We start from the raw sequence: 22702 nt of genomic DNA, 5'->3' as shown, positions 1-22702 counted from the left end.
CTGCTCGGTGTGCGGGCCGGGTGCGGGTGCCCCGGGCCGGTCTGGTGCCCGCCGTCCTTGGCCGGCGGTGCCCGGTCATGGCGCGTCGGGCAGTACGGGTTTGCGGTCGGGGTCGTCCCACAGAACCGTGAGATGGCGGCCCGGGTGGGCCGAGTCCTCGTCGATGGCGGCGCGCCGCCGGTACGCGGCGACCTTGGCCGGAAGCCGCTGCAGCCCCTCGTCGAGGAGCCCGTCGAGCACCTCCCGGAACTCCTGCGGTGAGTGCCCCGACCGATGCCAGATCACCACCGGCAGACCGCTGCGCAGCGCCGCCTGCAGCTCGCGGCGGCCGTGCCCGTGGTCGGGCAGCGGCGGCTCGCTCAGCACGAGGGCGACGAAGTGCTCGTTGTCGCCGAGACGGGCCTCCAGGCCGCGCAGATGGTCGCCGCCCCGGCGCGCGACGTTGACGTACACCGACTTCGACGGATGTTCGTCGCGCCCGAGCTGCTGCCAGCGGGCGCGCCAGAAGCGGTGCCAGGCGCGGTTCTGCAGGCGGTCCAGGCTGCGGATGACGACCGGGTAGTTCACCGCCAGGGGCACGTTCGGCACCTCGGCGGTGTCGCGGGGCCACCAGTCGACGGGCAGGTTGAGCAGCTCGAAGGGCAGCACGAACTCCAGCCATACATGGGCCAGTCGGTCACCGCCGACGCCCTCGACGGTCCTGATGATTCCGGTCACGACCCGTTGCAGCTTCTTGGCGGGCACGCGCGGGTAGGTCTCACCGTGCTCCCAGTGCGGGCCGCGGGCGTCCGACATGAAGGAGTGCGAGACGGTGTAGTGGCCGCTCTCCAGCGGGTCCGGCGCGATGTGGATGGCCAGGTACTCCTGGTACGGCCGCACCGGCGCCGTGGCCGCCGGCGGGCGCCTGCGGTCGTGGTCGAGCAGCTCCGCCAGGTCGCAGCTGAGCGCCCACTGCCGGTTGCGGGCCAGCATCTCCAGCGCGACGGAGTCGCCCATGTCGTCGGTGCTGCGCTCCAGATAGACCATCCAGGGCGGCAGGCCGCCGCGCGGGGCGCCCTGCCCGGCCAGGTGCAGGAAGTCGTGCCAGCAGTTCTCGGCGTGCGACGGCGGCGCGGCCACGCGCGCGTGGGTGGCCGACCGCACCAGGGCGGTGCGTTTGCCGTACGGCATCGCCAGCCCGCCGAGAGTGTTCGCCAGGTACTCCCAGGAGTCGATGACGTCGGCGAGCCCGTCCAGCGCGTCCACGGCCGTCCACTCGTCGGCGAGCCGCTGCACGAAGGGCGCCTGGGTGCACCCCGGTTCCACCGTCGGCAGCTGCCTCGCCAGCACCGACAGCCCGTCCTGGTGCCGGGTGCAGAACCGGAACAGCTCCAGGAGCTGCAGCTGTGCGGTCGCCTGTTCCCGCACGTCCGCGGGCCGGCCCAGCGTCTCACCGACCAGTTCGAGCAGGACGGCCCGTGCGTAGCGGTCGTGGAGCGCGCCGATGTCGTGGAGGGCGGCAAGGGTCTGTGCGCGGATCCGCTCGCGGATCAATAACGCCGAGGTGCTGCGGCCGGCGCCGCTCTCTGGGTTCAACGCTCGCCCGCTCTGCCGGGGGCGACGGCTTCCAGAACGCGCGCACGGGCCTCCTGCTCGGGGATGCCGGTGAGGTGGACGGGCGGCTCGTGGTCCACCTTGACCGACGCCCCCGACACGACGACGGCCCGCGCACACCGGGCCCGATGCCTCTCCTGGGCGGCCTCCGTCCCCACCCCCGCAGCCGCCCGCCCGGTCGCCGAAGCCAGCACCACGCTGTACCCGGCGGCCTCCAGCAGCACGGCGATCCACTCGGCGCGGGGCCGGTCGTCCTCCCCGTACATGACGAAGAAATCCTGGAGGGCTTCGGTGGCCTCGGGGCGCTCGACCCTCCGCGTGTTCCGCACCTTCCGCACCTGCTCACCGACCGTGTCCGCGGTCAGGCCGTCCCCGGCGACCGTCCTGACGGCGTGAGCGAGCGCGGGCAGGCCGCCGTCCTCCCGCACACAGAACCGCACCAACTCCAGAAACTGCAGCGGTACGGTCGCCTGCTCCCGCAGATGCACCGGCCGCCCGAGCACGTCCCCGACCAGTTCGACCAGCATCGCTCGCGCGCTCCGGTCCGCCAGCACCGGCGAGGCGGTCAACGCCTGGACCACGACGCGCTGCCATTCCTGATCCGGGCGGCCGCGTCCGCGGCGGAGGCTCGGGTCGTCGTCCCTGTCGTCCACAACACCCCCCGTGAAGCTGTGTCCTACGGTCCAGGATACGGACGCGGTGACACGGCGTCAGGGCTTGTGCACAGCCCTGCTGCTTCCGGCCGCGCTCTCCCCAATGATGCCCGTTTATGTCTGACTGGTGTCCGAACCCGTTTACTTTTCGGAAATCCGGGCGTAGCCTCCCGAGCGAAACCACAAGTTCGGGCATGAGTCGGAGGTGAACGGACATGTACGCACCCGAGCGGCAACAGGAGATCCTCCGGCTCGCCCGCGACGGCGGCAGGGTGGACGTGATGTCGCTGGCCGAGGAGTTCCAGGTGACGGCGGAGACGATCCGCCGCGACCTGAAGGCCCTCGACCGCTCCGGCCTGCTTCGCCGGGTGCACGGCGGCGCCATACCGGCCGGACGCCTCGCCTTCGAGCCGGACCTCGCCGAGCGCGAGTCCACCTCCGCCGACGAGAAGGACCGCATCGCCAAGGCGGCCCTCACCGAAGTGCCGGGCGAGGGCACGATGATCCTCGACGCCGGCACGACGGTGGCGCGCCTGGCGGCCGCCATCCCGCTGGAGTCCTCGCTCACCGTCGTCACGCACAGCCTGCCGATCGCGGCCCGCCTCGCCGACCACCCCGGCATCCAGCTCCACCTCGTCGGAGGGCGCGTACGCCACCGCACGCGCGCCGCCGTGGACGCCTGGGCGCTGCGCGCGTACGGCGAGATCCGGGCGGACGTCCTCTTCATCGCGGCCAACGGCTTCTCCGCCGACCACGGTCTGACCACCCCCGACCTCGCCGAGGCCGCGGTGAAGCGCGCGGCGGTCGCCGCGGCCCGCCGCGTCGTGCTGCTCGCGGACTCCGCCAAGCACGGCGAGGAGCACTTCGCCCGCTTCGGCGCCCTGAGCGATGTGGACCTGCTGATCACCGACAGCGGGCTGAGCCCGGAAGACGCCACCGCCATCGAGCGCGGCGGCACGGAAGTGGTGCGCGCATGATCCTCACCGTCACCCCGAACCCGTCCCTGGACCGCACCTACGAGGTGCCGTCGCTGGAGCGCGGCGAGGTCATCCGGGCCACCGGCGAACGCATGGACCCGGGTGGCAAGGGCGTCAACGTCTCGCGCGCCGTCGCCGCCGCGGGGCAGCGCACGGTCGCCGTCCTGCCGCTGGGTGGTGCTCCGGGGGCACTCGTCGCCGATCTGCTCGACGCGCAGGGCATCGAGGTCGCGCCGGTGCCGGTCGCCGGAGCCACCCGCTCGAACATCGCGCTCGCGGAGGCGGACGGGGTGCTCACGAAGATCAACGCGCCGGGTCCCGAACTGTCGGCCCAGGAGCAGGAGTTGCTCTTCGAGACGGTGCGCGCCCAGGCGCGCGACGCGGACTGGATCGCCTGCTGCGGCAGCCTGCCGCGCGGACTCGCGCCCCAGTGGTACGCCGACCTGGTCGCGCGGGCCCACGCGGCGGGCGCCCGGATCGCCCTGGACACCTCCGGGCCCGCGCTGCTCGCGGCGCTGCGCGAGCGTCCCGACGTGGTGAAGCCGAACGCCGAGGAACTGGCGGAGGCCGTCGGGCGCCCCCTGGCGACCGTGGGCGACGCGGCGAAGGCCGCCGAGGAACTGCGCGGGATGGGCGCGCGCGCCGTGCTCGCCAGCCTGGGCGCCGACGGACAGCTCCTCGTGGACGCCGCGGGCGTCTGGTACGGCAGCGCGCGCGTTGCCGCCGTACGCAGCAATGTGGGCGCCGGTGACTCCTCCCTCGCGGGCTTCCTGATCGCGGGCGGCAGGGGGCCGGAGGCGCTGGCCTCCGCGGTCGCGCACGGGGCGGCGGCCGTCCAGTTGCCGGGCAGCGTGATGCCGACCCCCTCCGACCTGGACCCGGCGGCGGTGACGGTCACGGCCGACGTACCGGTGGATCGCGTACTGAAGGAGCCGGTGTCATGACGCGTCTCGTGCTGTGCGGACCCGCGCCGTGCGGGCCGGCTCCGAAGCGGCGGAGCCCCCCGTTACCCGCCGCGGCCGACGACCGGCAGGGCCACCTGAGCCGCCCTGCCGCCCGGTGGGGGCGAGGTTTCCCCGGCCCCGCCTCCACCACCCCTGATCGCACCCCTGATCCCACCCCCCGCAGCACCCCCCTCCTGACTCCCGTCCCCACCCCCGCCCATGCCACTCCCCGGGCGATACGCGTGCTAAGGAGCCCGCGATGAGCGACATGATCACCGCGGACCTGGTCGATCTCGACCTGTCCGCCGACACCAAGGATGCGGCGGCACGTGCCCTCGCCGAGCGCATGGTGGCCCTGGGCCGGGTGACCGACCTGGAGGGCTTCCTCGCCGACGTGGCCGCCCGCGAGGCGCAGATGCCCACCGGCCTGGACGGCGGCATCGGCATCCCGCACTGCCGCAGCGAGCACGTCACCGAGCCGACGCTCGCCTTCGGACGCAGCGCCGCAGGCATCGACTTCGGTGCGGCCGACGGCCCCGCCGACCTGATCTTCCTGATCGCCGCGCCCGCCGGCGCCGACGACGCCCATCTGACGATCCTGTCGTCGCTGGCCCGCCAGCTCATGAACGCCGAGTTCACCGACGCGCTGCGCTCGGCGGGCGACGCGACGGCCGCAGCCGCGCTGATCCGCGGGGACGAGCCGGCGGCGGCCGGTTCCCAAGACTCCGCTGCGGCTTCGGAGGCGGCCTCCTCCGAAGCCGCAGCGGGCACCACGGCCCCGGCAACGACACCGGCACCGGACGCCCCCTCCGCGGACGAGCGCCCCTTCCGTATCGTCGCCGTCACCTCCTGCCCGACCGGCATCGCCCACACGTACATGGCGGCCGAGTCCCTGGAGAACGCGGGCCGCGAGGCGGGTGTCGAGGTCGTCGTCGAGACCCAGGGCTCGGCCGGCTTCACCCGGCTCGACCCGGCCGTCATCGCGGCGGCGGACGGCGTGATCTTCGCGCACGACGTCTCCGTACGGGAAAAGGACCGCTTCGCCGGCAAGCCGACCGTCGACGTCGGTGTGAAGGCCGGCATCAACCGCCCCGGCGAGCTGATCGCCGAGGTGCGCGGGAAGGCGGAGCGCGGTGAGGTGAGCGCGGGCGCCGCCCCGGGCGCGGGCACGCCGGTCGAGCGCGCCGGTGAGTCCGGCGAGGGCTACGGCACCAAGCTGCGCAAGTGGCTGATGTCCGGCGTGAGTTACATGGTCCCGTTCGTCGCGGCAGGCGGTCTGCTGATCGCCCTCGGCTTCGCGATCGGCGGATACGAGATCAAGTCCGCGCCCTCGGTCATGAACCACTTCGTCTGGACCCAGACGGACAGCTGGGCCGCCCTGCTGTTCCAGATCGGCGCCGTGGCCTTCGGCTTCCTGGTCCCGGTCCTGGCCGGTTACATCGCCTACGGCATGGCGGACCGGCCGGGCCTGGTCCCCGGGTTCGTCGGCGGCATGATCGCGTCCACGATCAACGCGGGCTTCCTCGGCGGCCTGGTGGCCGGCCTGCTCGCCGGCGGTGTGGTGCTGTCGATCCAGAAGGTGAAGATCCCGGCGCCGGTACGCGGCATCATGCCGGTGGTGGTGATCCCGCTGATCTCCTCGGCGATCGTCGGCTTCCTGATGTTCGTCGTCGTCGGCAAGCCCATCGCGTCCGCCCAGAAGGGCATGACCGACTGGCTGAACGGCCTCTCCGGCTCCAACGCCCTCCTGCTCGGCGCCCTGCTCGGCCTGATGATGTGCTTCGACCTCGGCGGTCCCGTCAACAAGGTCGCGTACACCTTCGCCACCGCCGGCATCGCCGTCTCCAACCCGAGTGACTCCGCGATGAAGATCATGGCCGCGGTCATGGCGGCCGGCATGGTCCCGCCGCTCGCGATGGCCCTGGCCACCACGGTCCGCGGCAAGCTCTTCACACAGACCGAGCGCGAGAACGGCAAGGCCGCCTGGGTCCTGGGCGCCTCCTTCATCTCCGAGGGTGCCATCCCGTTCGCCGCCGCCGACCCGCTGCGGGTCATCCCCTCCTCGATGGTGGGCGGCGCGATCACCGGCGCCCTGTCGATGGCCTTCAGCGCCACCCTGCGCGCTCCGCACGGCGGCATCTTCGTGGTCCCGCTGATCGGCAACCCGTTCCTGTACCTGATCGCCATCGCGGTGGGCGTGTGCGTCACGACCGCACTGGTGGTGGTCCTGAAGGGGATGCGCAAGCCGGCAGCGGGCGCGGCGAGCCCCGGCACGGCGGGGGAGACGGCCACGGCATCGGCCGAGGCGAAGCAGCCGGTGGCGGCGTAAGGCTCGACTTGTCCCTTTGATGGACAGTTTGATCAGCTGTGACCTGTTCACGGCAACTGCGAGATACGTCACGGTCCGGGCCCTGGGCCCGGACCGTGGTGTCTACTGGGGCGCATGCCTGATGAGCACGTCCCGGTTCTCCAGTCGATGGGCGCGGCGATACTCCTTTTCGTCGCTGCCTTCTGGGTGTTCGTCCTGATCGGTCTCGCCCGTCGCGGCCACTTCGGACCGGTCATGTGGTCCACCGGCCGCACGCCGCGCGTTCTCCGGCGTCAGCGCCGGTCCGCGCCCACGCTGGAGAGCGTCGAGCTGACCCCGGCGGAGAGAGACGCGTTCGCGGGTCTCGTACGACGGCTCAGCGACGGCCGCTGAGAAGCCGCGCGAGGCGGGCGGGGGCGGGGCAAGGCGAGGCGGGGTGGGCACCAGCCCCTCAGGAAGCCAGCCCTTCTGGAAGCCAGCCCTTCTGGAAGCGTGCGCCTCAGGACTTCCGCCCCTCAGGACATCCGCCCCTCAGGACATCCGCCCTTCAGGAAACCTGTGCCGCCCGCCGCTCCATCGCGTCCCGGGCCGCGTCCTCGCTGACGTACACCTCGCACATGTGCCGCCCGTCGGGCGTCGCCGTGTGCTCGACCTCCCAGAGGGAGACCTCCTCGCCGTCACGCAGCAGGAAGGCGTGCTCGTAGAGCGAGAAGCAGAGTCCGGCGCGGCCTGCGCGGCACGGGCGCCCGAAGGCCTGCGTGATCTGGTGCGCGTACGCCGTGGCGAGCAGCGTGGCCGTCTCCGACCCCGGCCGGTCCGGGTTCTCGGCACGGCGCAGCAGCCTGCGCGCGTGATCCGCCGAGTCGTCCGGCACATACGCGTGCCGGGGCGCGGGGATCGGCGACAGCTGTACCGTCACCGGCAGTTCGAAGTCCGGTTCGTCCTGTGGCAGCGGCAGGCGCACGGTCGCGGCGCGCAACTCCTCCTCGTCGACGTACACCTCGTGCTGCGGGTCGCCGCCGCGCGTGGTGTTGTGCACGAGCTCCCACAGCGTGAGCGCCGAACCGTCGGCGAGCAGCCAGGTGTGCCGGTACGTCTCGCGGTGCAGTCCCGCACTGTGGTGCGCGGAGTGCAGTGAACTGTCGTGCGCCAGCGCGCAGTCGAGCCGCTGTATCGCCTCGTCCGGCAGCTCGAAGGAGTTCAGGGCACGGCCGAGCAGTCGCGCGAGGTGCTCCTCCGGAGACTCGGGCGACTCGGGTGGTTCGTACGCTGCCGTCTCGTACGGAACGCTCAAGGTTTCTCCCGGCGTTGCTGCATGTCACCTTGTGGGTGCATACCGTAGCCCCTCGGTCGGACATCATGTCCGGGAACCGAGAAAACGTACGCCCGGAAAACGCCCGGGCCGTGTGAGACATTCCCACACGGCCCGATGATCTGTCAGAACCGCCTGCTCAGGCAGGCCTTGAGGCGATCGCGGCAAGCCATCTGCCGCGACGATCAAGCGGTGCTGTCCGCGGTGATCAGGCGGCGCTGCCCGCGACCCACTCGTTCCACGCCAGGTTCCAGCCGTTGAGCCCGTTGTCCGGCGTGACGGTCTTGTCGGGGGAGTTCTTGACGATCACGACATCCCCGATCAGCGAGTTGTCGTAGAACCACTTGGCGGGCGTGGCGCCCTGCGCGCCCCGCTCGTCCGCGAGTCCGACGCAGCCGTGACTGGTGCCCTGGCTGCCGAAGGGTGGATTGCCCTTGTTGTACCAGTAGTTGCCGTGGATGAACGTCCCCGACGAGGTCAGACGCATCGCGTGCGGCACGTCCGGGATGTCGTACTCGCCGCCCAGGCCCACCGTCTGGCTGTTCATGCGCGTCTGCACGAACTTCTCCGAGATCACCATCTGCCCGTTGTACGTCGTGTGCTCCGGGCTGCCCGAGGAGATCGGGATCGTCCTGAGCGTCTTGCCGTCGCGCACGACCGTCATGGTCTGCGTGTTCACGTCGACCGTGGAGACCTGCGAGCGCCCGACCGTGAAGGTGACGGACTTCTTCTGCACCCCGTAGACGCCGTTCGCGCCCTCGACGCCGTCCAGGTCGATGTTCATCGTGACCTTGGAGCCGGCCTTCCAGTACTCCTCGGGCCTGAAGTCGAGCCGCTGCGACCCGAACCAGTGCCCGACCACCTTCTGCCCGCTGTTGGAGCTGACGGTGATGTGCGACTGCACGGCCTTCTTGTCGCTGATCACCTTGTCGAAGTTGAACGAGACCGGCATCCCGACACCGACCGTCGTCCCGTTGTCCGGGGTGTACGTCCCGATGAAGCTGTTCGCCGAAGTGACGGTCGTGAAGATGGAGTTGGCGGCAGCCGTACGGCCGCCGGAGTCCTTGGCGGTCGCCGAGAGCTGGTACTTCGTCCCGCGCTCCAGCTGCGCCTTCGGCTTCCAGTCGGCGCCGTTCGCGGATATCGAGCCCGGCACGGCCTGCCCCGACCCCGCCACGGTCATCTTCACGTCGGTCAGCTTGCCGCCGCTGACCTTCACGCCGGTCGAGTTGATCGACGCGTCGGTCGAGCCGTCCTTCGCCGAGATGACGATCTTCGCCGTGGACGTGTTGGCCGAGCCGCCGCCGTCCTTGCCGCCGTCGGAGGACGAACTGGCATTGGCGTTGCCACCGCAGCCGGTGAGGGCGAGGGCGCCGACCATCAGGGCGGCACAGGCCCCCAGTACTCGCCGCGCTGCAATGTCCGGCGTTGTCACGGGCTGCTCCAGGTTCGTGTGATGTGAGTGATCCGCTCCAGTGCGTGGACAAAGAGGCAATCAACGACCACTGAGGTTCCCGCCGACAGCGACGAACGCCATCACGTGACAGAACCGCGACAATTGGGTGGTGGGTGGTGGGGGCAGTCATGGCTGGTGGACGCGGGGTGCGGGGCGCGGGGTGCCGGAGGTGCGTGTTCGGCGTGACGCCCACGCACCCAGCCGGCGGCGGTCTCTTCAGCGAGCTCCGTACAACTCCTCGTACGACGGCCACTCCCCGCCCGCACCGGACACCGGCTCCGCGGCGCGCACGGCTCGTACGATCGCGCGGGTGACCACATCGGCGCCTGCCGCGAGGACTTCGTTCAGGGCCAGGGGGTGCTCGGCGTCGAGTGGGCGCGTTCCTGTCGCCAGGGCGAACACGGTGTCACCGTCGGTGAGGAGGTGCACCGGCCGCACGGCGCGGGCGATGCCGTCGTGCGCCGTGCCGGCCAGCTTCTGCGCCTGGGCCTTGGTCAGTTCCGCGTCGGTGGCGACGACGGCGAGTGTGGTGTTCAGCGGGGGGAGCCCGTTCGCGGCGGCACTCTCCTCCAGGCGCCTGCGCGCGGCCTCGTGGATGTGCGAATCCGGGTAGGCCGCCCGTCCCTGGAACAACTCCCCGTACAGGACGCCCGTTTCCGGATCCATCGCCGAACCGACCGCGTTGGCCACCACCAGCGCGGCCACCGTGATCCCCGAGCCGAGAACGGTGCTCGCGCTGCCGACCCCGCCTTTCACCGGTCCCACAGCGGCCCCCGTACCGGCGCCCACGCACCCTTCCGCCACGGCTGCCCCGACCGCGCTCGCCGCGGCCGCTTCCACCGCGGCCCGGCCGGTGCCCGCGTCCGGCCGCGCGGAGAACCTGCCTCCCCGCCCCAGGTCGAAGATGCAGGCGGCCGGCACCACAGGCACGACGTGTGCCGGGTCCACGCCGACGCGCACACCCCGCCCCTGCTCCTCCAGCCAGGCCATCACCCCGGACGCCGCGTCGAGCCCGTACGCACTGCCGCCGGTCAGCACGATCGCCTCGACCTTGCTCACGAGGTTGCGCGGGTCGAGGGCGTCGGTCTCCTTCGTGCCGGGGCCGCCGCCGCGCACATCCACGGCGGCCACGGCCCCGCCCTCCGGGGCGAGTACGACCGTGGTGCCGGTGAGCCAACCGTCACCGATGCGCGTCGCGTGCCCCACGCGCACCCCGGCGACGTCCGTCAGAGCGTCAACTGTCCTGGACTCGGTTGTCATGCCCTTAGTCTCGCCCCGCGCGAGACGTGACAGGCTTCCTCGCTCGGCCCCGATCAGGGGAGGTGAGGGGCTTTCTCGCTCGGCCCCGCTCACGCCACCGGGGTGGCGGCGCGCTCTCCGCCGGAGCCGCTCGCCCCGCGCTCCCCGGCGCCCATCCGCGCCGTCAGCGTCGTCCCGGTGGCCACGGCCAGCGCCGACACCAGCCCCGCCGCGAACACCGCCCAGTCGCCGAGGAACGTGCAGACGATCACCAGCAGTGCCGTGGTCGGCAGCACCAACTGCTGCGCGATGCCCACCTTGTAGAAACGGGAGTGCAGCGCCCAGACAGTGAGCAGGAACAGCGCCGCCGGCAGGGTCACCGCGGCGGACGCGGCCAGTGTGGAGATGTGGGCCTTGCCGACCGCCTGCTCCACCGCCACCTCCAGGCCGGCACCGATCGCTGCCGCCGAGGCGAAGATCAGGTAGTGGCCGTAACCCCAGAGGAAGGACTGCCGGCTGGAGCGCAGATGACCGTGGATCGGCACCACGAAGTAGATCCACCAGGCGGCGAAGATGATCAGCAGCCCACCCGCGGCGATCGGCAACAGGCCGCCCAGGGCGTCGTGCTCGTCCACGCCCGACTTCATGGCGACGGTGGCCGCCGCGATGGTCTCGCCGAGCACGATGATCGTGAACAGCCCGTACCGCTCGGCGATGTGGTGCGGGTGCCAGGACGTGGGGTGGTCCTTCTCCGCGTACAGCGGCACGCCCATCTCGACGAACACCATCACCAGGAACACCCACACCCGGGCGTCCTCCGGCAGCAGCACCAGTCCCAGCCAGCCGATCATGCACAGCAGCACGCCGGCGGCGTACCGCTGCGCCATGGTTCGCTCGGCGCCCTCGGTCGACCGCGCCGCGCGCAGCCACTGCGACGCCATGGCGAGCCGCATGATCACGTAGCCCAGCCACACGGCCAGGAAGTCGTGCTCCTCGAACGCCCGCGAGACCCCGGCCGCGAGGACCAGCACACCGGCGATCTGGACCAGCGTGACGACCCGGTAGAGCGCGTCGTCGTTGTCGTACGCCGAGGCGAACCAGGTGAAGTTCATCCACGCCCACCAGATGGCGAAGAAGATCATCGCGTAGTTGAGGATCCCCACGCCCGCGTGCCCCTCGGCCATGGCATGCACCAGCTGGGCGCCGGCCTGGGCGATGGCCACGACGAAGCACAGGTCGAAGAAGAGCTCCAGCGGTGACGCGACGCGGTGCGCCTCGTCGCGGCCGCGGGCCCTGAGTCTGCGCAGTGGTCTGTGGTCCGCGGGCTCGCCGGCGGACGCCGGCGGGGGAGTCGAACTGCTCGTCATGCGTTCCAGCACACCAGATAAGCGGCGGAAAATCTTGTGAGTGGCCCAGCGGTGTGCGGCCCGGCACGGGGTGTGATCCACCACCGGTCCGAGCGGAAGGCCGCGGGCCTGGGGCCCCGTACCCTGGAGGCATGACCTCCGCCCCCGCCCCCGAGCCGCCTGCCCCGAAGCCCGCGCTGATCTTCGACGACCCGCTGGACCAGCAGTCCTCGGACGACACGGACCGTGGCTGGGGCGAGCGACCGGGCGCCGCCGGCGACGCCGCGGCCGACCTGAAGCGCTTCCTCGACGAGAAGCCGCCCCACCACATCTGAGCCATGCCGGCCGGCGCCCGCGGGCGCCGGCAGACTCCTGCCGCTAGTGCTCGCTGTGCCCGGAACCACGCTGTGCGACCAGCGCGTCGCGGATCTCCTTGAGCACCTCCAGCTCGGTCACCTCCAGCACCTCGTGCGTGCCCTCCCGCGCCTTCCGGCGGGCCTCCTGCCGGGCCAGGTACTTCGACATCGGCAGCACCATCAGGAAGTACACGACGGCCGCGGTGATCACGAACGTGAGGGTGGCGCCGAGGACCGAGCCCCACAGGATCTGGATGCCCTGGTCGCCCTTGCACGGCTTGCTCAGGCAGTAGCTGTAGGCGTCGAGGTTCCGGGTTCCGATCGTCCCGACCAGCGGGTTGATGATCCCCTTCACCACCGCGTTCACGATGTTGGTGAACGCGGCGCCGATGACCACCGCCACCGCCAGATCGACGACGTTCCCGCGCATCAGGAAGGCCTTGAAGCCCTGCCAGACGCTCGGTTCCTTCTTCTCGCTCACCTCGGGGCCTCTTCTCACACACGCAAGTTGGGGAACAAACAGTTCCGCAACTTACGTCAATGCGAGACCGCGCTGTCCACTCGGGTGGCACGGACGAGGGATTTGACAGGCAGTCGCGCAGAAAACGGGCGGCGCGGATCAGCACACCGTCACCGCCAGCCGCGCCGTCGCGCCCGCACCGGCGAGGTGCGCCGCGGTGGAACGGGGCACCGAGAGCACGACCAGCGCCCCACTGCCGCCCGTCCCGTCCAGGGGCTCCGGCACTTTGGTCACCCGCGCCCCGCGCGCGACCACCCGGGCCTCGCCGCCCGTCGCCGTCTCCTGGGCGGCGACGACGTCCACCCGGTCCCCGGGGCGCAGCAGCCGGACCGTGGCCCCGTCGGCGATCCGCACGGGCGCGGCCACCATCTCGACGGCCCGGTGCTTCCGTACGGGCTCCGCCGCCGGATGCCCGCGCGCCCGGTCGGTGTCCCGCGGGCCCGCCGCCACCAGTGCGGCCGCGGTCACGGCGAGGCCGGCGGCCACGGCGCGCCTCCGGTGTCGTACGAGCCGCTGCAGCTGATACCGCCCGCCGCGCACCCGCACGGGAGCGAAGTGCGGCACCTCGCACGTGGCCGGAGCGTCAGTGCGGGGCGGGTGCGGCGACGCGGGAGGGGGAGAGGGAGAGCGGAACGCGGAGGCAGGGGAAGGGAAGAGGGGCGGGGGGAGAGACATGCGGGTCACCACCTGCGGCGAGGAATCGGGCTTGCAGACCCACGATGAGGCTCTGCGCCGATTCCTGCCGAGGGCGGTGGACCACCGACGGGTTGTGGACAACTCCCTCACCCGAACAGGAAGTTCCGCTACCTCGCCCCCTGCCGGCCCCGTTACGGAAGCTCGAACCCCGGATCCATCCCGCCCAGCGCCTTCGTGCACAGGCAGTCCCGGTCCTCGTTCTCCGGCAGGGCGGCCACCGCGTCGAACAGCACGCCCCGCAGCCGGTCCACGTTCGCCGCGAACACCTGCAGAACCTCGTCGTGCGAGACGCCCTCACCGGTCTCGGCCCCCGCGTCGAGGTCGGTGACGAGCGTCATCGACGAGTAACAGAGCTCCAGTTCACGGGCGAGGGCCGCCTCGGGGTGGCCGGTCATGCCGACCACCGACCAGCCCTGGGCCTGATGCCAGAGCGATTCGGCGCGGGTGGAGAAGCGCGGCCCCTCGACCACGACCAGGGTGCCGCCGTCCACGGGTTCCCAGTCCCTCCCGCGCGCGGCTTTCAGAGCGGCCGCACGTCCGACAGGGCAGTAGGGGTCGGCCAGGGACACGTGCACCACGTTCGGGATGTCGCCGCCGGGCAGCGGCAGTCCGTCGAAGTACGTGCCCACGCGGGACTTCGTACGGTCGACCAGCTGGTCCGGCACGAGCAGCGTGCCCGGCCCGTACTCGGGGCGCAGGCCGCCCACCGCGCACGGCCCGAGAACCTGGCGCGCGCCGACCGACCGCAGCGCCCAGAGGTTGGCCCGGTAGTTGATCCGGTGCGGCGGCAGATGATGGCCACGTCCGTGGCGGGGCAGGAAGGCGACCCGTCGGCCGGCGATCTCGCCGAGGAAGAGGGAGTCGCTGGGCGGCCCGTACGGGGTGTCCACCTCGACCTCGGTCACGTCGTCGAGGAACGAGTAGAAGCCCGAGCCGCCGATTACACCGATCTCTGCGTTCGCCATGGCCAGCACAGTATCCGGCCCCGGCGGCGGGGCCGAGAGGGGCCCAGGAGATGCCGAAGACCCTGCCGTCCTACGACGACAGGGTCAGTGAGCGAGTGCTACGCGGCGCTGCTGGACGAGGAGCCGGCGCTCGACGACTTCGACTTCGAGTCCGAGGACGACGAGGACGACGAACTCGAAGCGGACGACGACGATGAAGACGGGTCCGACGACGAAGTGGACGTCGACGGCTTCGACGCCGGCGAGCTGCTCGACGAGGAGCCGCGGCTGTCGTTGCGGTAGAAGCCGGAGCCCTTGAAGACAATGCCTACCGCGGAGAACACCTTCTTCAGGCGGCCACTGCAGTTGGGGCACTCGGTCAGGGCGTCATCGGTGAACTTCTGCACCGCCTCGAGGCCCTCGCCGCACTCGGTGCACTGGTACTGGTAGGTCGGCACTGTCTTCCTCCTGGCACTCTCACTCATTGAGTGCTAACGAGGGTCCATAGTGACGTATTCCCGAGGATCAGTCCACCGTCACCGGCACTCGGTGACCGACGCCACGTGCGACGGTCCGGCTGCGGGGCCGTGAGGCCAGCCGTGTCCGGAGGGCCACGAGCGTGGCGAGGGCGAGCACCGTGCCGACCGCGGGCACCAGGAATCCGGCACCGCCCCAGAGGCGGTCCTCCAGCTGTCCGGCGACCGTGACGGCCGCCGCCTGGCCGAGCGCGACCGCGCCGGTCAGCCAGGTGAAGGCCTCGGTCCGGGCACCGGCCGGGACCAGGTCCTCGACCAGCGTGTAGCCGGTGATCAGCGCGGGCGCGATGCACATGCCCACCAGGAGACCGAGGCCGGCCAGCATGAGCACCGAGTGCGCGGCCCACAGGCCGGAGGCCGCCAGGGCGAGACCGCCGTACCCGAGGACCAGGCGCCGCTGCGGGGCCACCTTCCAGGCGACGGCGCCGCAGACGATGCCGGAGAGCATGTTGCCCGCGGCGAAGACGCCGTACAGGACGCCGTTCAGGCCGGCCTGACCGATCGACTCGGTGAACGCGGCGAGCGAGACCTGCATGCCGCCGAAGACGGAGCCGATCCCGAGGAAGGCCACGATCAGCACGCGCACACCGGGGACGCGCAGAGCGGAAACGTGCTCCACGCGCGTGTGCCCCGCGACGGTGACGGCGGGCTGCGTGCCCTTCTGCGCCGCGAACAGCAGACCGCCGAGCAGCGTCAGTGACGCCTCCGTCACCAGGCCCGCGGCCGGGGCGACGGTGGTGCACAGGGCGGTGGCCAGCAGCGGGCCGAAGACGAAGGTCAGCTCGTCCGTGACGGACTCGAAGGCCGCCGCGGTGGTCATCAGGGGCGTGCCCTGGAGCTTCCCGCCCCAGCGGGCGCGCACCATGGGCCCGACCTGCGGCACCGAGGCGCCCGTCGGCACGGCCGCCGCGAACAGCGCCCACAGGGGCGCGTGGGCCAGCGCGAGTGCCGTCAGGGTCAGGCCCGACAGCGAGTGCAGCAGCACGCCGGGGATGAGTACGGCGCGCTGTCCGTGGCGGTCGGCGAGACGGCCGCTGTAGGGGGCGAACAGCGCCATGGAGACACCGGTGACGGCCGCCGCGGCGCCCGCCGCGCCGTAGGAGCCGGTGGTGTGCTGCACGAGCAGCACGATGGAGATGGTGAGCATCGCGAACGGCTGGCGTGCCGCGAAGCCGGGGAGCAGGAACGTCCAGGCGCCGCGGGTGCGCAGCAGCTGTCCGTAGCCTGGGCGGGAGGTGACCGTGGATGCCACGGCCCGTGCCTTTCTGCCGCCTGGTAGCGCGACCCCTTACGCGGGCGGCGCCGAGAGCTGTCCTCTTGCGCGGAACTGCGGTAGATACCGGGGGCGGCCCACTGTGAGGGCGCCACGGCCGCCTTGCGGTCGCGCCAGTTCTGCGTCAGGCAGAGTTGGTTCGATCAAAGTGCGCCTTCATCATACAGGGGTCAGGGGTCGGCGCTCCTGTGAAAGCGAGCACCAAATCGCCGTCCGCCTGGGATTGCCCGGGGTGTGAACAGTGCGAAACACGCCATTTACCCCCCCCACGCGCCGGGCACGCCTCAGCGTCACGCCCGCCTCAGCGACCCGACCCCGCCCCGTTCGTCCCGAGCCATCCGGCCAGCTTGCCGCCGTGGCCCACGGCGCGCAGTCGCCGCTCCGCCGCGTCCCGCACCGGATCCGTGGCGACGACGAGCAGCTCGTCGCCGTGCCGCAGGACCGTCGTGGGCAGCGGGACGAACGATTTTCCCTCGCGTACGACGAGGGTGACGGCGGCCCCGGCCGGCATCCGCAGCTCGTTGACCTCGACGCCGTGCATCTTCGAGCCCTCGGGGATCGCGACCGACAGCAGATGCCCGCGCAGCCGTTCCAGCGGAGCGGACTCGACGCCGAGGTCGGCGGCCTCGTTGTCCTCGCCCAGGCGCAGCGTGCGGGCGAGCCACGGCAGCGTCGGCCCCTGGACCAGGGTGTAGACGACGACCAGGACGAAGACGATGTTGAAGATGCGGCGGCTGGCGTCCACGCCCTGCACCATCGGGATCGTCGCGAGAATGATGGGGACCGCGCCGCGCAGCCCCGCCCACGACATCAGGGTCTGCTCCTGCCAGGGCACCCGGAACGGCGTCAGGCACAGCACCACGCCCAGGGGGCGCGCCACCATCGTCAGCACCAGGCCGATGACGAGCGCGGGCCACACGTCGTCGCCGAGCTCGTGCGGAGTGACCAGGAGACCGAGCAGGACGAACATGCCGATCTGGGCGATCCAGCCGAGCCCGTCGGCGAACCCGCGCGTCGCGGGCCAGTGGGGCAGCTTCGCGTTGCCCATCACCATCGAGGCGAGGTAGACGCCCAGGAAGCCGCTGCCGTGCGCCAGCGCGCCGCCCGCGTACGCCGTGACCGCGATCGCCATGACGGCGATCGGGTAGAGGCCGGAGGCGGGCAGTGCCACGTGCCTGAGGCCCCAGGAGCCGAGCCAGCCCACCGCGAGGCCGATGGCTGCACCGATGGCCAGCTCCAGGGCTATCTCGCCCAGCAGCACGTACCAGTGCTCGACCGGGCCCGCCGTGGAGAACGCGACGACCAGGATGACCACGGGTGCGTCGTTGAAACCGGACTCGGCCTCCAGGGTGCCCGTCACGCGCGCGGGCAGGGGGATCTTCCGCAGGACCGAGAAGACCGCCGCCGCGTCCGTCGAGGAGACGACCGCCCCGATGATGAGTGCCTGCCGCCACTCCAGCCCGATGAGATAGTGGGCGGCCGTGGCCGAGACCCCGACGCTCACCGCGACGCCGACCAGCGCCAGCGCGGACGCGGCCGGCAGGGCGGGCCTGATCTCCTTCCACTTCGTGCTCAGGCCACCTTCGGCCAGGATCACGACGAGGGCCGCGTATCCGATGACCTGGGTGAGTTCGGCGTTGTCGAAGCGGACGTCGCCGATGCCGTCCTGTCCCATGGCGATGCCGATCCCCAGGTACACGAGCAGGCTGGGGAGCCCGCTGCGCGAGGAGATCCGGACCGCTGCCACGGCGACGAGCAGGACGAGCGAGCAGACGAGCAGAAGCTGGTTGAGATGGTGGACAGTCAGCGGCCGTTCCCTTCCCTGGCTCACGCGCATCCCGCGCGGGAGCTCACGTACATAGGACACGAAGCCGGTGAACTCCGCACCCAGGTACTTCGTTACCTTACCTAACTCTTGACGATTTCTTGACACTCCTGGAGGCGGGATCGAACGCCCGGCCCCGCTCGTTCCCGACTCCGCGTCAAGGGCCGAAAGGCCCTGCGCCTATGGTTGCTCCAGCGCTCATTCAACGTCACAGCCCGCCTGCCGCTCGCGTGAGGACAGCAAGGACAGCGATGCCCCCCAACACCACCGCCACAACGGGTGACAAGCCCGGCAAGTCCGGCAGGAAGAAGGGGCGCAAAGCCCGATTGGTCGTGCTGGTCCTGGTCCTGGCCATCATCGGCGGCATCGCCTACGGGGCGTACTGGTCCGTCAGCACCGTCCGGGCGTCGTTCCCGCAGACGAAGGGTTCGATCACTCTCGACGGTCTGTCAGGCCCCGTCGATGTCAAGCGCGACGGCAACGGCATCCCGCAGATCTACGCCTCCTCCGACGCGGACCTGTTCATGGCGCAGGGCTACGTCCAGGCGCAGGACCGGTTCTACGAGATGGACGTGCGCCGCCACATGACCTCCGGGCGCCTGTCGGAGATGTTCGGCAAGGGCCAGGTCAAGAACGACGAGTTCCTGCGGACCCTGGGCTGGGACCGCGTCGCGAAGAAGGAGTACGACACCAAACTGTCGGCCTCCACCAAGAAGTACCTCCAGGCCTACGCCAAGGGAGTCAACGCCTACCTGCAGGGCAAAGACGGCAAGGACATCTCCCTGGAGTACGCGGCGCTGGGTTTCACCAACGACTACAAGCCCTCGCAGTGGACCCCCGTCGACTCGGTCTCGTGGCTGAAGGCGATGGCCTGGGACCTGCGCGGCAACATGCAGGACGAGATCGACCGCGCCCTGATGACCAGCAGGCTCGGCCCCAAGCAGATCGCCGACCTGTACCCGGACTACCCGTACAGCCGCAACAAGGCGATCGTCCAGGAGGGCCAGTACGACGAGCTCACCAAGACGTTCGAGCAGAACGGCAGCACGTCCGGCAGTGGCACGTCCACGAGCGGCACGGCGGGCACGTCCTCGACGTCGACGGGCTCGGCACTGCAGAGCCAGCTGTCGGGTCTCTACAAAGTCCTGGACGACGTGCCCACGGCCGTCGGAGTGAACGGCCAGGGCATCGGCTCCAACTCCTGGGTCGTCGCCGGAAGTCACACCATCACCGGCCACCCGCTGCTGGCCAACGACCCGCACCTGTCGGCCTCGCTGCCGTCCGTCTGGTACCAGATGGGCCTGCACTGCCGCACCGTCTCCAGTAAGTGTCAGTACGACGTCACCGGTTACACCTTCGCGGGCATGCCCGGCGTGGTCATCGGCCACAACCAGGACATCGCCTGGGGTATGACCAACTCCGGTGCCGACGTCACCGACCTCTACCTGGAGAAGCTCAGCGGCGACGGGTACCTGTACGACGGCACCGTCAAGCCCCTCACCACGCGCGAGGAGACCATCAAGGTCGCCGGCGGCGACGCCAAGAAGATCATCGTCCGCCAGACCGCCGACGGCATGCCACTGCTGTCCGACCGGGACGACGAGCTGGTCAAGGTCGGCACGAAGGCCACCGTCGACACGGCCGCGCCCGACCGCGGCGACGGCTACGGCATCGCGCTGCGCTGGACCGCGCTCGACCCCGGCACCTCCATGGACGCCGTCTTCGCGCTGGACAAGGCCTCGAACTGGAGCCGATTCCGCTCCGCGTCCAAACTGTTCGACGTGCCCTCGCAGAACCTCGTCTACGCCGACAAGACCAACATCGGCTACACACTGCCCGGGAAGATCCCCACGCGCGCGAAGAAGGACGACGGCTCCGTCCCCGCGCCCGGCTGGGACTCCGGCTACAAGTGGACCGGGTACATCCCGCAGGGCGCGATGCCCTACGAGTACAACCCGCAGCGCGGCTACATCGTCACCGCCAACCAGGCCGTGGTCGACCCGGACAAGTACCCCTACACGCTCACCACGGACTGGGGCTACGGCACCCGGAGCCAGCGCATCACCGACCTGATCGAGTCGAAGATCAAGGGCGGCGGCAAGGTCTCCACCGACGACATGCGCCAGATGCAGCTGGACAACAGCAGCGAGATCGCCAAGCTGCTCGTCCCCAAACTGCTGAAGATCGACCTCAAGGACAAGGACGTCCGCCAGGCGCAGGAACTGCTGGAGGGCTGGGACTACACCCAGGACGCCGACTCGGCGGCCGCGGCCTACTTCAACGCGGTCTGGCGCAACGTCCTCAAGCTCGCCTTCGGCAACAAACTGCCCAAGGAACTGCGGGTCGAAGGCCAGTGCCTGTGGGTCGATCCCGTCAGCACCACCGGGCCCGCGGACGACACGAAGAAGGTCCGAGAGTGCGGCCAGCGCGACGCCGACCAGGCACAGCCGGACGGCGGCGACCGCTGGTTCGAGGTGGTGCGCACCCTCATGAACGACAGGAAGAGCGACTGGTGGACCACGCCCAAGTCGCTCACCCGGCCGGGCGCGAGCGACAACCGTGACGATCTGCTCGCGCGCGCCATGATCGACGCCCGCTGGGAGCTGACCGCCAAGCTCGGCAAGGACATCGACACCTGGAGCTGGGGCCGGCTGCACCGCCTGTTCCTGAAGAACCAGACCCTTGGTACCGACGGCCCCGGCTTCCTGAAGTACATCCTCAACCGCGGCCCCTGGAAGCTCAGCGGCGGCGAGGCGACGGTCAACGCCACCGGCTGGAACGCCGCCGGCGGCTACGGCGTCGTGTGGGTGCCGTCGATGCGCATGGTGGTCAACCTCGGCGACCTCGACAAGTCGAAGTGGATCAACCTCACCGGCGCCTCCGGGCACGCCTACAGTGCCCACTACACCGACCAGACGAGCAAGTGGGTCAAGGGCGAACTGCTCGACTGGAACTTCACGGACAAGGCCGTGGACAAGGACACGAGAGACTCCCTCGTACTGAAGCCGTGAGCCGCTGAGGCAAGGCAAGGCAACGGCAGTGAAATGGCCCTCCACGCGTGCGTGGAGGGCCCTTTCACATGACTGGGCGGATGGCAGAGCGGATCAGCCGCTCCCGAAGCGACGCACGCCCGAAGGCGTCACCACCGCCTGCACCGGCCGGTCGTGCGCCTCTTCCGGTACGTGCTCGACGACCTCCGAGTCGTACAGCAGCACCACGAGGGCGGGATGCGAGCCCGCGCGCTCCAGACGCGCGAGGACGCGGTCGTACGACCCTCCGCCGCGCCCCAGCCGCATCCCGCGCGCGTCGACCGCGAGGCCGGGCAGCAGCACGACGTCCGCCGCGGTCACGGCGTCCGGGCCGAGACGCTCCCCGGCCGGCTCGAAGAGGGCCATTCTTCCGCCGTGTTGGACCCGCGCGAGGGAGCCTTCCCCGGCGTACGCGCCCCAGTCGAGGTCGTTGTCCGGGAGCAGGGCGGGGAGCAGCACGCGCACGCCCCGCGCGCGCAGCGCGTCCAGCAGCGTGAGCGTCCCCGGCTCACTGCCCACGGAGACGTACGCCGCCACCGTGCGGGCCTGCGCCAGTTCGGGCAGCAGGAGCGCGCGCCCGGCCAGCGCGGTCGCGGCCTCCCGCACGTCATCGGCCGTCAACCTGCTTCTCACCGTGAGGATCCCTTGCCGCAACATTCGCTTGTCAGGCTCGGCCGCACGTCCGAGGTGACTCATAGGTCGTACCCGTACCCTTCCCAATGTGCTCAAATGAGAGCCAATTAACCGGAGCCACAGATTCCCAACAAAGGCACCGGATAGGGTTGCGGCATGACCCAGTCGCACCCAAGGATCACCAAGGCTGTCATCCCCGCAGCAGGCCTCGGCACCCGGTTCCTGCCGGCCACCAAGGCCACTCCCAAGGAGATGCTGCCGGTCGTCGACAAGCCGGCGATCCAGTACGTGGTCGAGGAGGCCGTGTCCGCGGGCCTCGACGACGTCCTCATGATCACGGGCCGCAACAAGCGTCCCCTCGAGGACCACTTCGACCGCAACTACGAGCTCGAGTCAGCCCTCCAGAAGAAGGGCGACGCGAGCCGGCTCGCCAAGGTCCAGGAGTCCAGCGACCTCGCGACCATGCACTACGTGCGACAGGGCGACCCCCGGGGTCTGGGTCACGCCGTGCTGTGCGCTGCCCCGCACGTCGGCCACGAGCCCTTCGCCGTCCTGCTCGGCGACGACCTGATCGACCCGCGCGACCCACTGCTCGCGCGCATGGTGGAGGTCCAGGAGCAGCGCGGCGGCAGCGTCATCGCGCTCATGGAGGTCGCGCCGGCGCAGATCCACCTCTACGGATGCGCGGCCGTCGAGGCCACCGAGGACGGCGACGTCGTCAAGGTGACCGGCATGGTCGAGAAGCCGGACGCGGCGGACGCCCCCTCGAACTACGCCATCATCGGCCGCTACGTCCTCGACCCGCACGTCTTCGGCATCCTGCGCGAGACCGAGCCGGGCCGCGGCGGCGAGATCCAGCTCACCGACGCCCTCCAGCAGCTCGCGCAGGACGAGAAGGTCGGCGGCCCGGTGCACGGAGTCGTCTTCACGGGCCGCCGCTATGACACCGGCGACCGCGGTGACTATCTGCGTGCCATTGTCAGACTCGCGTGCGAACGTGAAGACCTGGGCCCGGACTTCCGGACCTGGCTTCGCAGTTACGTAGCCGAGGAGATGTAGCAC

20 protein-coding genes are annotated in these 22702 nt (G+C 70.8%); 7 read left to right on the top strand and 13 right to left on the bottom strand.

Annotation, left to right across the window (positions count from 1 at the left end):
• Window positions 1-75: 75 nt before the first annotated feature.
• Both ACYUED_RS17855 and ACYUED_RS17850 read right to left on the bottom strand, forming a co-directional pair.
• On the bottom strand, window positions 76-1575 hold the full coding sequence (locus ACYUED_RS17855; protein ID WP_491293269.1) for a VMAP-C domain-containing protein: 1500 nt from the start codon (window positions 1573-1575) through the stop codon (window positions 76-78).
• Entirely contained in the window at window positions 1572-2246 is a 675-nt protein-coding gene (locus ACYUED_RS17850; RefSeq protein WP_491293268.1) for an effector-associated domain 2-containing protein, read from the bottom strand. Before ACYUED_RS17850 ends, ACYUED_RS17855 begins: the two co-directional genes overlap by 4 nt.
• A 215-nt stretch (window positions 2247-2461) precedes the next feature.
• Here ACYUED_RS17850 and ACYUED_RS17845 point away from each other — a divergent pair, with 215 nt between their 5' ends.
• The 4 genes from ACYUED_RS17845 to ACYUED_RS17830 all read left to right on the top strand — a co-directional run bounded on the left by ACYUED_RS17845 (window position 2462) and on the right by ACYUED_RS17830 (window position 6868).
• Window positions 2462-3223, top strand: a complete 762-nt coding sequence (locus tag ACYUED_RS17845; protein ID WP_491293267.1) for a DeoR/GlpR family DNA-binding transcription regulator — start codon at window positions 2462-2464, stop codon at window positions 3221-3223.
• Window positions 3220-4167: a 1-phosphofructokinase gene (gene pfkB, locus ACYUED_RS17840; RefSeq protein ID WP_491293266.1), complete on the top strand. Its 948-nt coding sequence runs from the start codon at window positions 3220-3222 to the stop codon at window positions 4165-4167. The genes ACYUED_RS17845 and pfkB overlap by 4 nt, the downstream gene beginning before the upstream one ends.
• A gap of 259 nt (window positions 4168-4426) precedes the next feature.
• Window positions 4427-6496 (top strand): PTS fructose transporter subunit IIABC, encoded by a 2070-nt coding sequence (locus tag ACYUED_RS17835; protein WP_491293265.1) that lies wholly within the window; start codon window positions 4427-4429, stop codon window positions 6494-6496.
• A gap of 114 nt (window positions 6497-6610) precedes the next feature.
• Window positions 6611-6868, top strand: a complete 258-nt coding sequence (locus ACYUED_RS17830; protein ID WP_491293264.1) for a hypothetical protein — start codon at window positions 6611-6613, stop codon at window positions 6866-6868.
• Window positions 6869-7022: 154 nt separating this feature from the next.
• Here ACYUED_RS17830 and ACYUED_RS17825 read toward each other — a convergent pair whose 3' ends face one another.
• The 4 genes from ACYUED_RS17825 to ACYUED_RS17810 form a co-directional block, all read right to left on the bottom strand.
• Window positions 7023-7769, bottom strand: a complete 747-nt coding sequence (locus ACYUED_RS17825; protein ID WP_491293263.1) for a DUF6227 family protein — start codon at window positions 7767-7769, stop codon at window positions 7023-7025.
• Window positions 7770-7995: 226 nt separating this feature from the next.
• Window positions 7996-9222 (bottom strand): L,D-transpeptidase, encoded by a 1227-nt coding sequence (locus tag ACYUED_RS17820; RefSeq protein WP_491293262.1) that lies wholly within the window; start codon window positions 9220-9222, stop codon window positions 7996-7998.
• Window positions 9223-9459: 237 nt separating this feature from the next.
• The gene (locus ACYUED_RS17815) at window positions 9460-10503 is read right to left on the bottom strand and encodes a P1 family peptidase (protein ID WP_491293261.1); all 1044 of its coding nucleotides are present in this window, start codon (window positions 10501-10503) and stop codon (window positions 9460-9462) included.
• Window positions 10504-10592: 89 nt separating this feature from the next.
• Window positions 10593-11849, bottom strand: coding sequence for a low temperature requirement protein A (locus ACYUED_RS17810; protein ID WP_491293260.1), 1257 nt, complete (start codon window positions 11847-11849; stop codon window positions 10593-10595).
• Between the two features lie 131 nt (window positions 11850-11980).
• On the opposite strand from ACYUED_RS17810, the gene ACYUED_RS17805 reads away from it, so the two are divergent.
• Entirely contained in the window at window positions 11981-12163 is a 183-nt protein-coding gene (locus ACYUED_RS17805; RefSeq protein WP_491293259.1) for a hypothetical protein, read from the top strand.
• 43 nt (window positions 12164-12206) lie between these two features.
• Here ACYUED_RS17805 and mscL read toward each other — a convergent pair whose 3' ends face one another.
• The 6 genes from mscL to ACYUED_RS17775 all read right to left on the bottom strand — a co-directional run bounded on the left by mscL (window position 12207) and on the right by ACYUED_RS17775 (window position 17990).
• Window positions 12207-12665, bottom strand: a complete 459-nt coding sequence (gene mscL / locus ACYUED_RS17800) for a large conductance mechanosensitive channel protein MscL (protein ID WP_491293258.1) — start codon at window positions 12663-12665, stop codon at window positions 12207-12209.
• Window positions 12666-12803: 138 nt separating this feature from the next.
• Complete coding sequence (locus ACYUED_RS17795) at window positions 12804-13379, bottom strand: hypothetical protein (RefSeq protein ID WP_491293257.1); 576 nt, start codon at window positions 13377-13379, stop codon at window positions 12804-12806.
• A gap of 152 nt (window positions 13380-13531) precedes the next feature.
• Window positions 13532-14365 carry an S-methyl-5'-thioadenosine phosphorylase gene (locus ACYUED_RS17790; protein WP_491293256.1) on the bottom strand — a complete coding sequence of 278 codons (834 nt, stop codon included), beginning with the start codon at window positions 14363-14365 and terminating at the stop codon, window positions 13532-13534.
• Window positions 14366-14463: 98 nt separating this feature from the next.
• Complete coding sequence (locus tag ACYUED_RS17785; RefSeq protein WP_491293255.1) at window positions 14464-14802, bottom strand: FmdB family zinc ribbon protein; 339 nt, start codon at window positions 14800-14802, stop codon at window positions 14464-14466.
• 67 nt (window positions 14803-14869) lie between these two features.
• Window positions 14870-16132, bottom strand: coding sequence for an MFS transporter (locus tag ACYUED_RS17780; protein ID WP_491293254.1), 1263 nt, complete (start codon window positions 16130-16132; stop codon window positions 14870-14872).
• Window positions 16133-16454: 322 nt separating this feature from the next.
• On the bottom strand, window positions 16455-17990 hold the full coding sequence (locus ACYUED_RS17775) for a potassium/proton antiporter (protein ID WP_491294309.1): 1536 nt from the start codon (window positions 17988-17990) through the stop codon (window positions 16455-16457).
• 239 nt (window positions 17991-18229) lie between these two features.
• Between ACYUED_RS17775 and ACYUED_RS17770 the strand changes: the two genes are divergently transcribed.
• Complete coding sequence (locus ACYUED_RS17770; RefSeq protein ID WP_491293253.1) at window positions 18230-20989, top strand: penicillin acylase family protein; 2760 nt, start codon at window positions 18230-18232, stop codon at window positions 20987-20989.
• A gap of 93 nt (window positions 20990-21082) precedes the next feature.
• Here the strand turns inward: ACYUED_RS17770 and ACYUED_RS17765 are convergent, their stop codons facing one another.
• Complete coding sequence (locus ACYUED_RS17765) at window positions 21083-21703, bottom strand: 5-formyltetrahydrofolate cyclo-ligase (RefSeq protein ID WP_491293252.1); 621 nt, start codon at window positions 21701-21703, stop codon at window positions 21083-21085.
• A 93-nt stretch (window positions 21704-21796) separates the two neighbouring features.
• Between ACYUED_RS17765 and galU the strand changes: the two genes are divergently transcribed.
• Entirely contained in the window at window positions 21797-22699 is a 903-nt protein-coding gene (gene galU, locus ACYUED_RS17760) for a UTP--glucose-1-phosphate uridylyltransferase GalU (protein ID WP_491293251.1), read from the top strand.
• Window positions 22700-22702: the final 3 nt, after the last annotated feature.

Source organism: Streptomyces sp. DF42 (assembly GCF_058267695.1).
Note: the sequence above shows the minus strand (reverse complement) of the source record. Positions and strands in the feature narration are given on the sequence as shown.

Bases quoted from the DNA above. Each gene is read 5' to 3' on its own strand.
- pfkB (WP_491293266.1), top strand. From the start codon at position 3,220: ATGATCCTCACCGTCACCCCGAACCCGTCCCTGGACCGCACCTACGAG.
- galU (WP_491293251.1), top strand. From the start codon at position 21,797: ATGACCCAGTCGCACCCAAGGATCACCAAGGCTGTCATCCCCGCAGCA.
- ACYUED_RS17795 (WP_491293257.1), bottom strand. From the start codon at position 13,379: ATGTCTCTCCCCCCGCCCCTCTTCCCTTCCCCTGCCTCCGCGTTCCGC.
- ACYUED_RS17810 (WP_491293260.1), bottom strand. From the start codon at position 11,849: ATGACGAGCAGTTCGACTCCCCCGCCGGCGTCCGCCGGCGAGCCCGCG.
- ACYUED_RS17775 (WP_491294309.1), bottom strand. From the start codon at position 17,990: ATGCGCGTGAGCCAGGGAAGGGAACGGCCGCTGACTGTCCACCATCTC.
- ACYUED_RS17835 (WP_491293265.1), top strand. From the start codon at position 4,427: ATGAGCGACATGATCACCGCGGACCTGGTCGATCTCGACCTGTCCGCC.
- ACYUED_RS17830 (WP_491293264.1), top strand. From the start codon at position 6,611: ATGCCTGATGAGCACGTCCCGGTTCTCCAGTCGATGGGCGCGGCGATA.
- ACYUED_RS17770 (WP_491293253.1), top strand. From the start codon at position 18,230: ATGCCCCCCAACACCACCGCCACAACGGGTGACAAGCCCGGCAAGTCC.
- ACYUED_RS17815 (WP_491293261.1), bottom strand. From the start codon at position 10,503: ATGACAACCGAGTCCAGGACAGTTGACGCTCTGACGGACGTCGCCGGG.
- ACYUED_RS17805 (WP_491293259.1), top strand. From the start codon at position 11,981: ATGACCTCCGCCCCCGCCCCCGAGCCGCCTGCCCCGAAGCCCGCGCTG.
- ACYUED_RS17790 (WP_491293256.1), bottom strand. From the start codon at position 14,365: ATGGCGAACGCAGAGATCGGTGTAATCGGCGGCTCGGGCTTCTACTCG.
- ACYUED_RS17765 (WP_491293252.1), bottom strand. From the start codon at position 21,703: ATGAGTCACCTCGGACGTGCGGCCGAGCCTGACAAGCGAATGTTGCGG.
- ACYUED_RS17845 (WP_491293267.1), top strand. From the start codon at position 2,462: ATGTACGCACCCGAGCGGCAACAGGAGATCCTCCGGCTCGCCCGCGAC.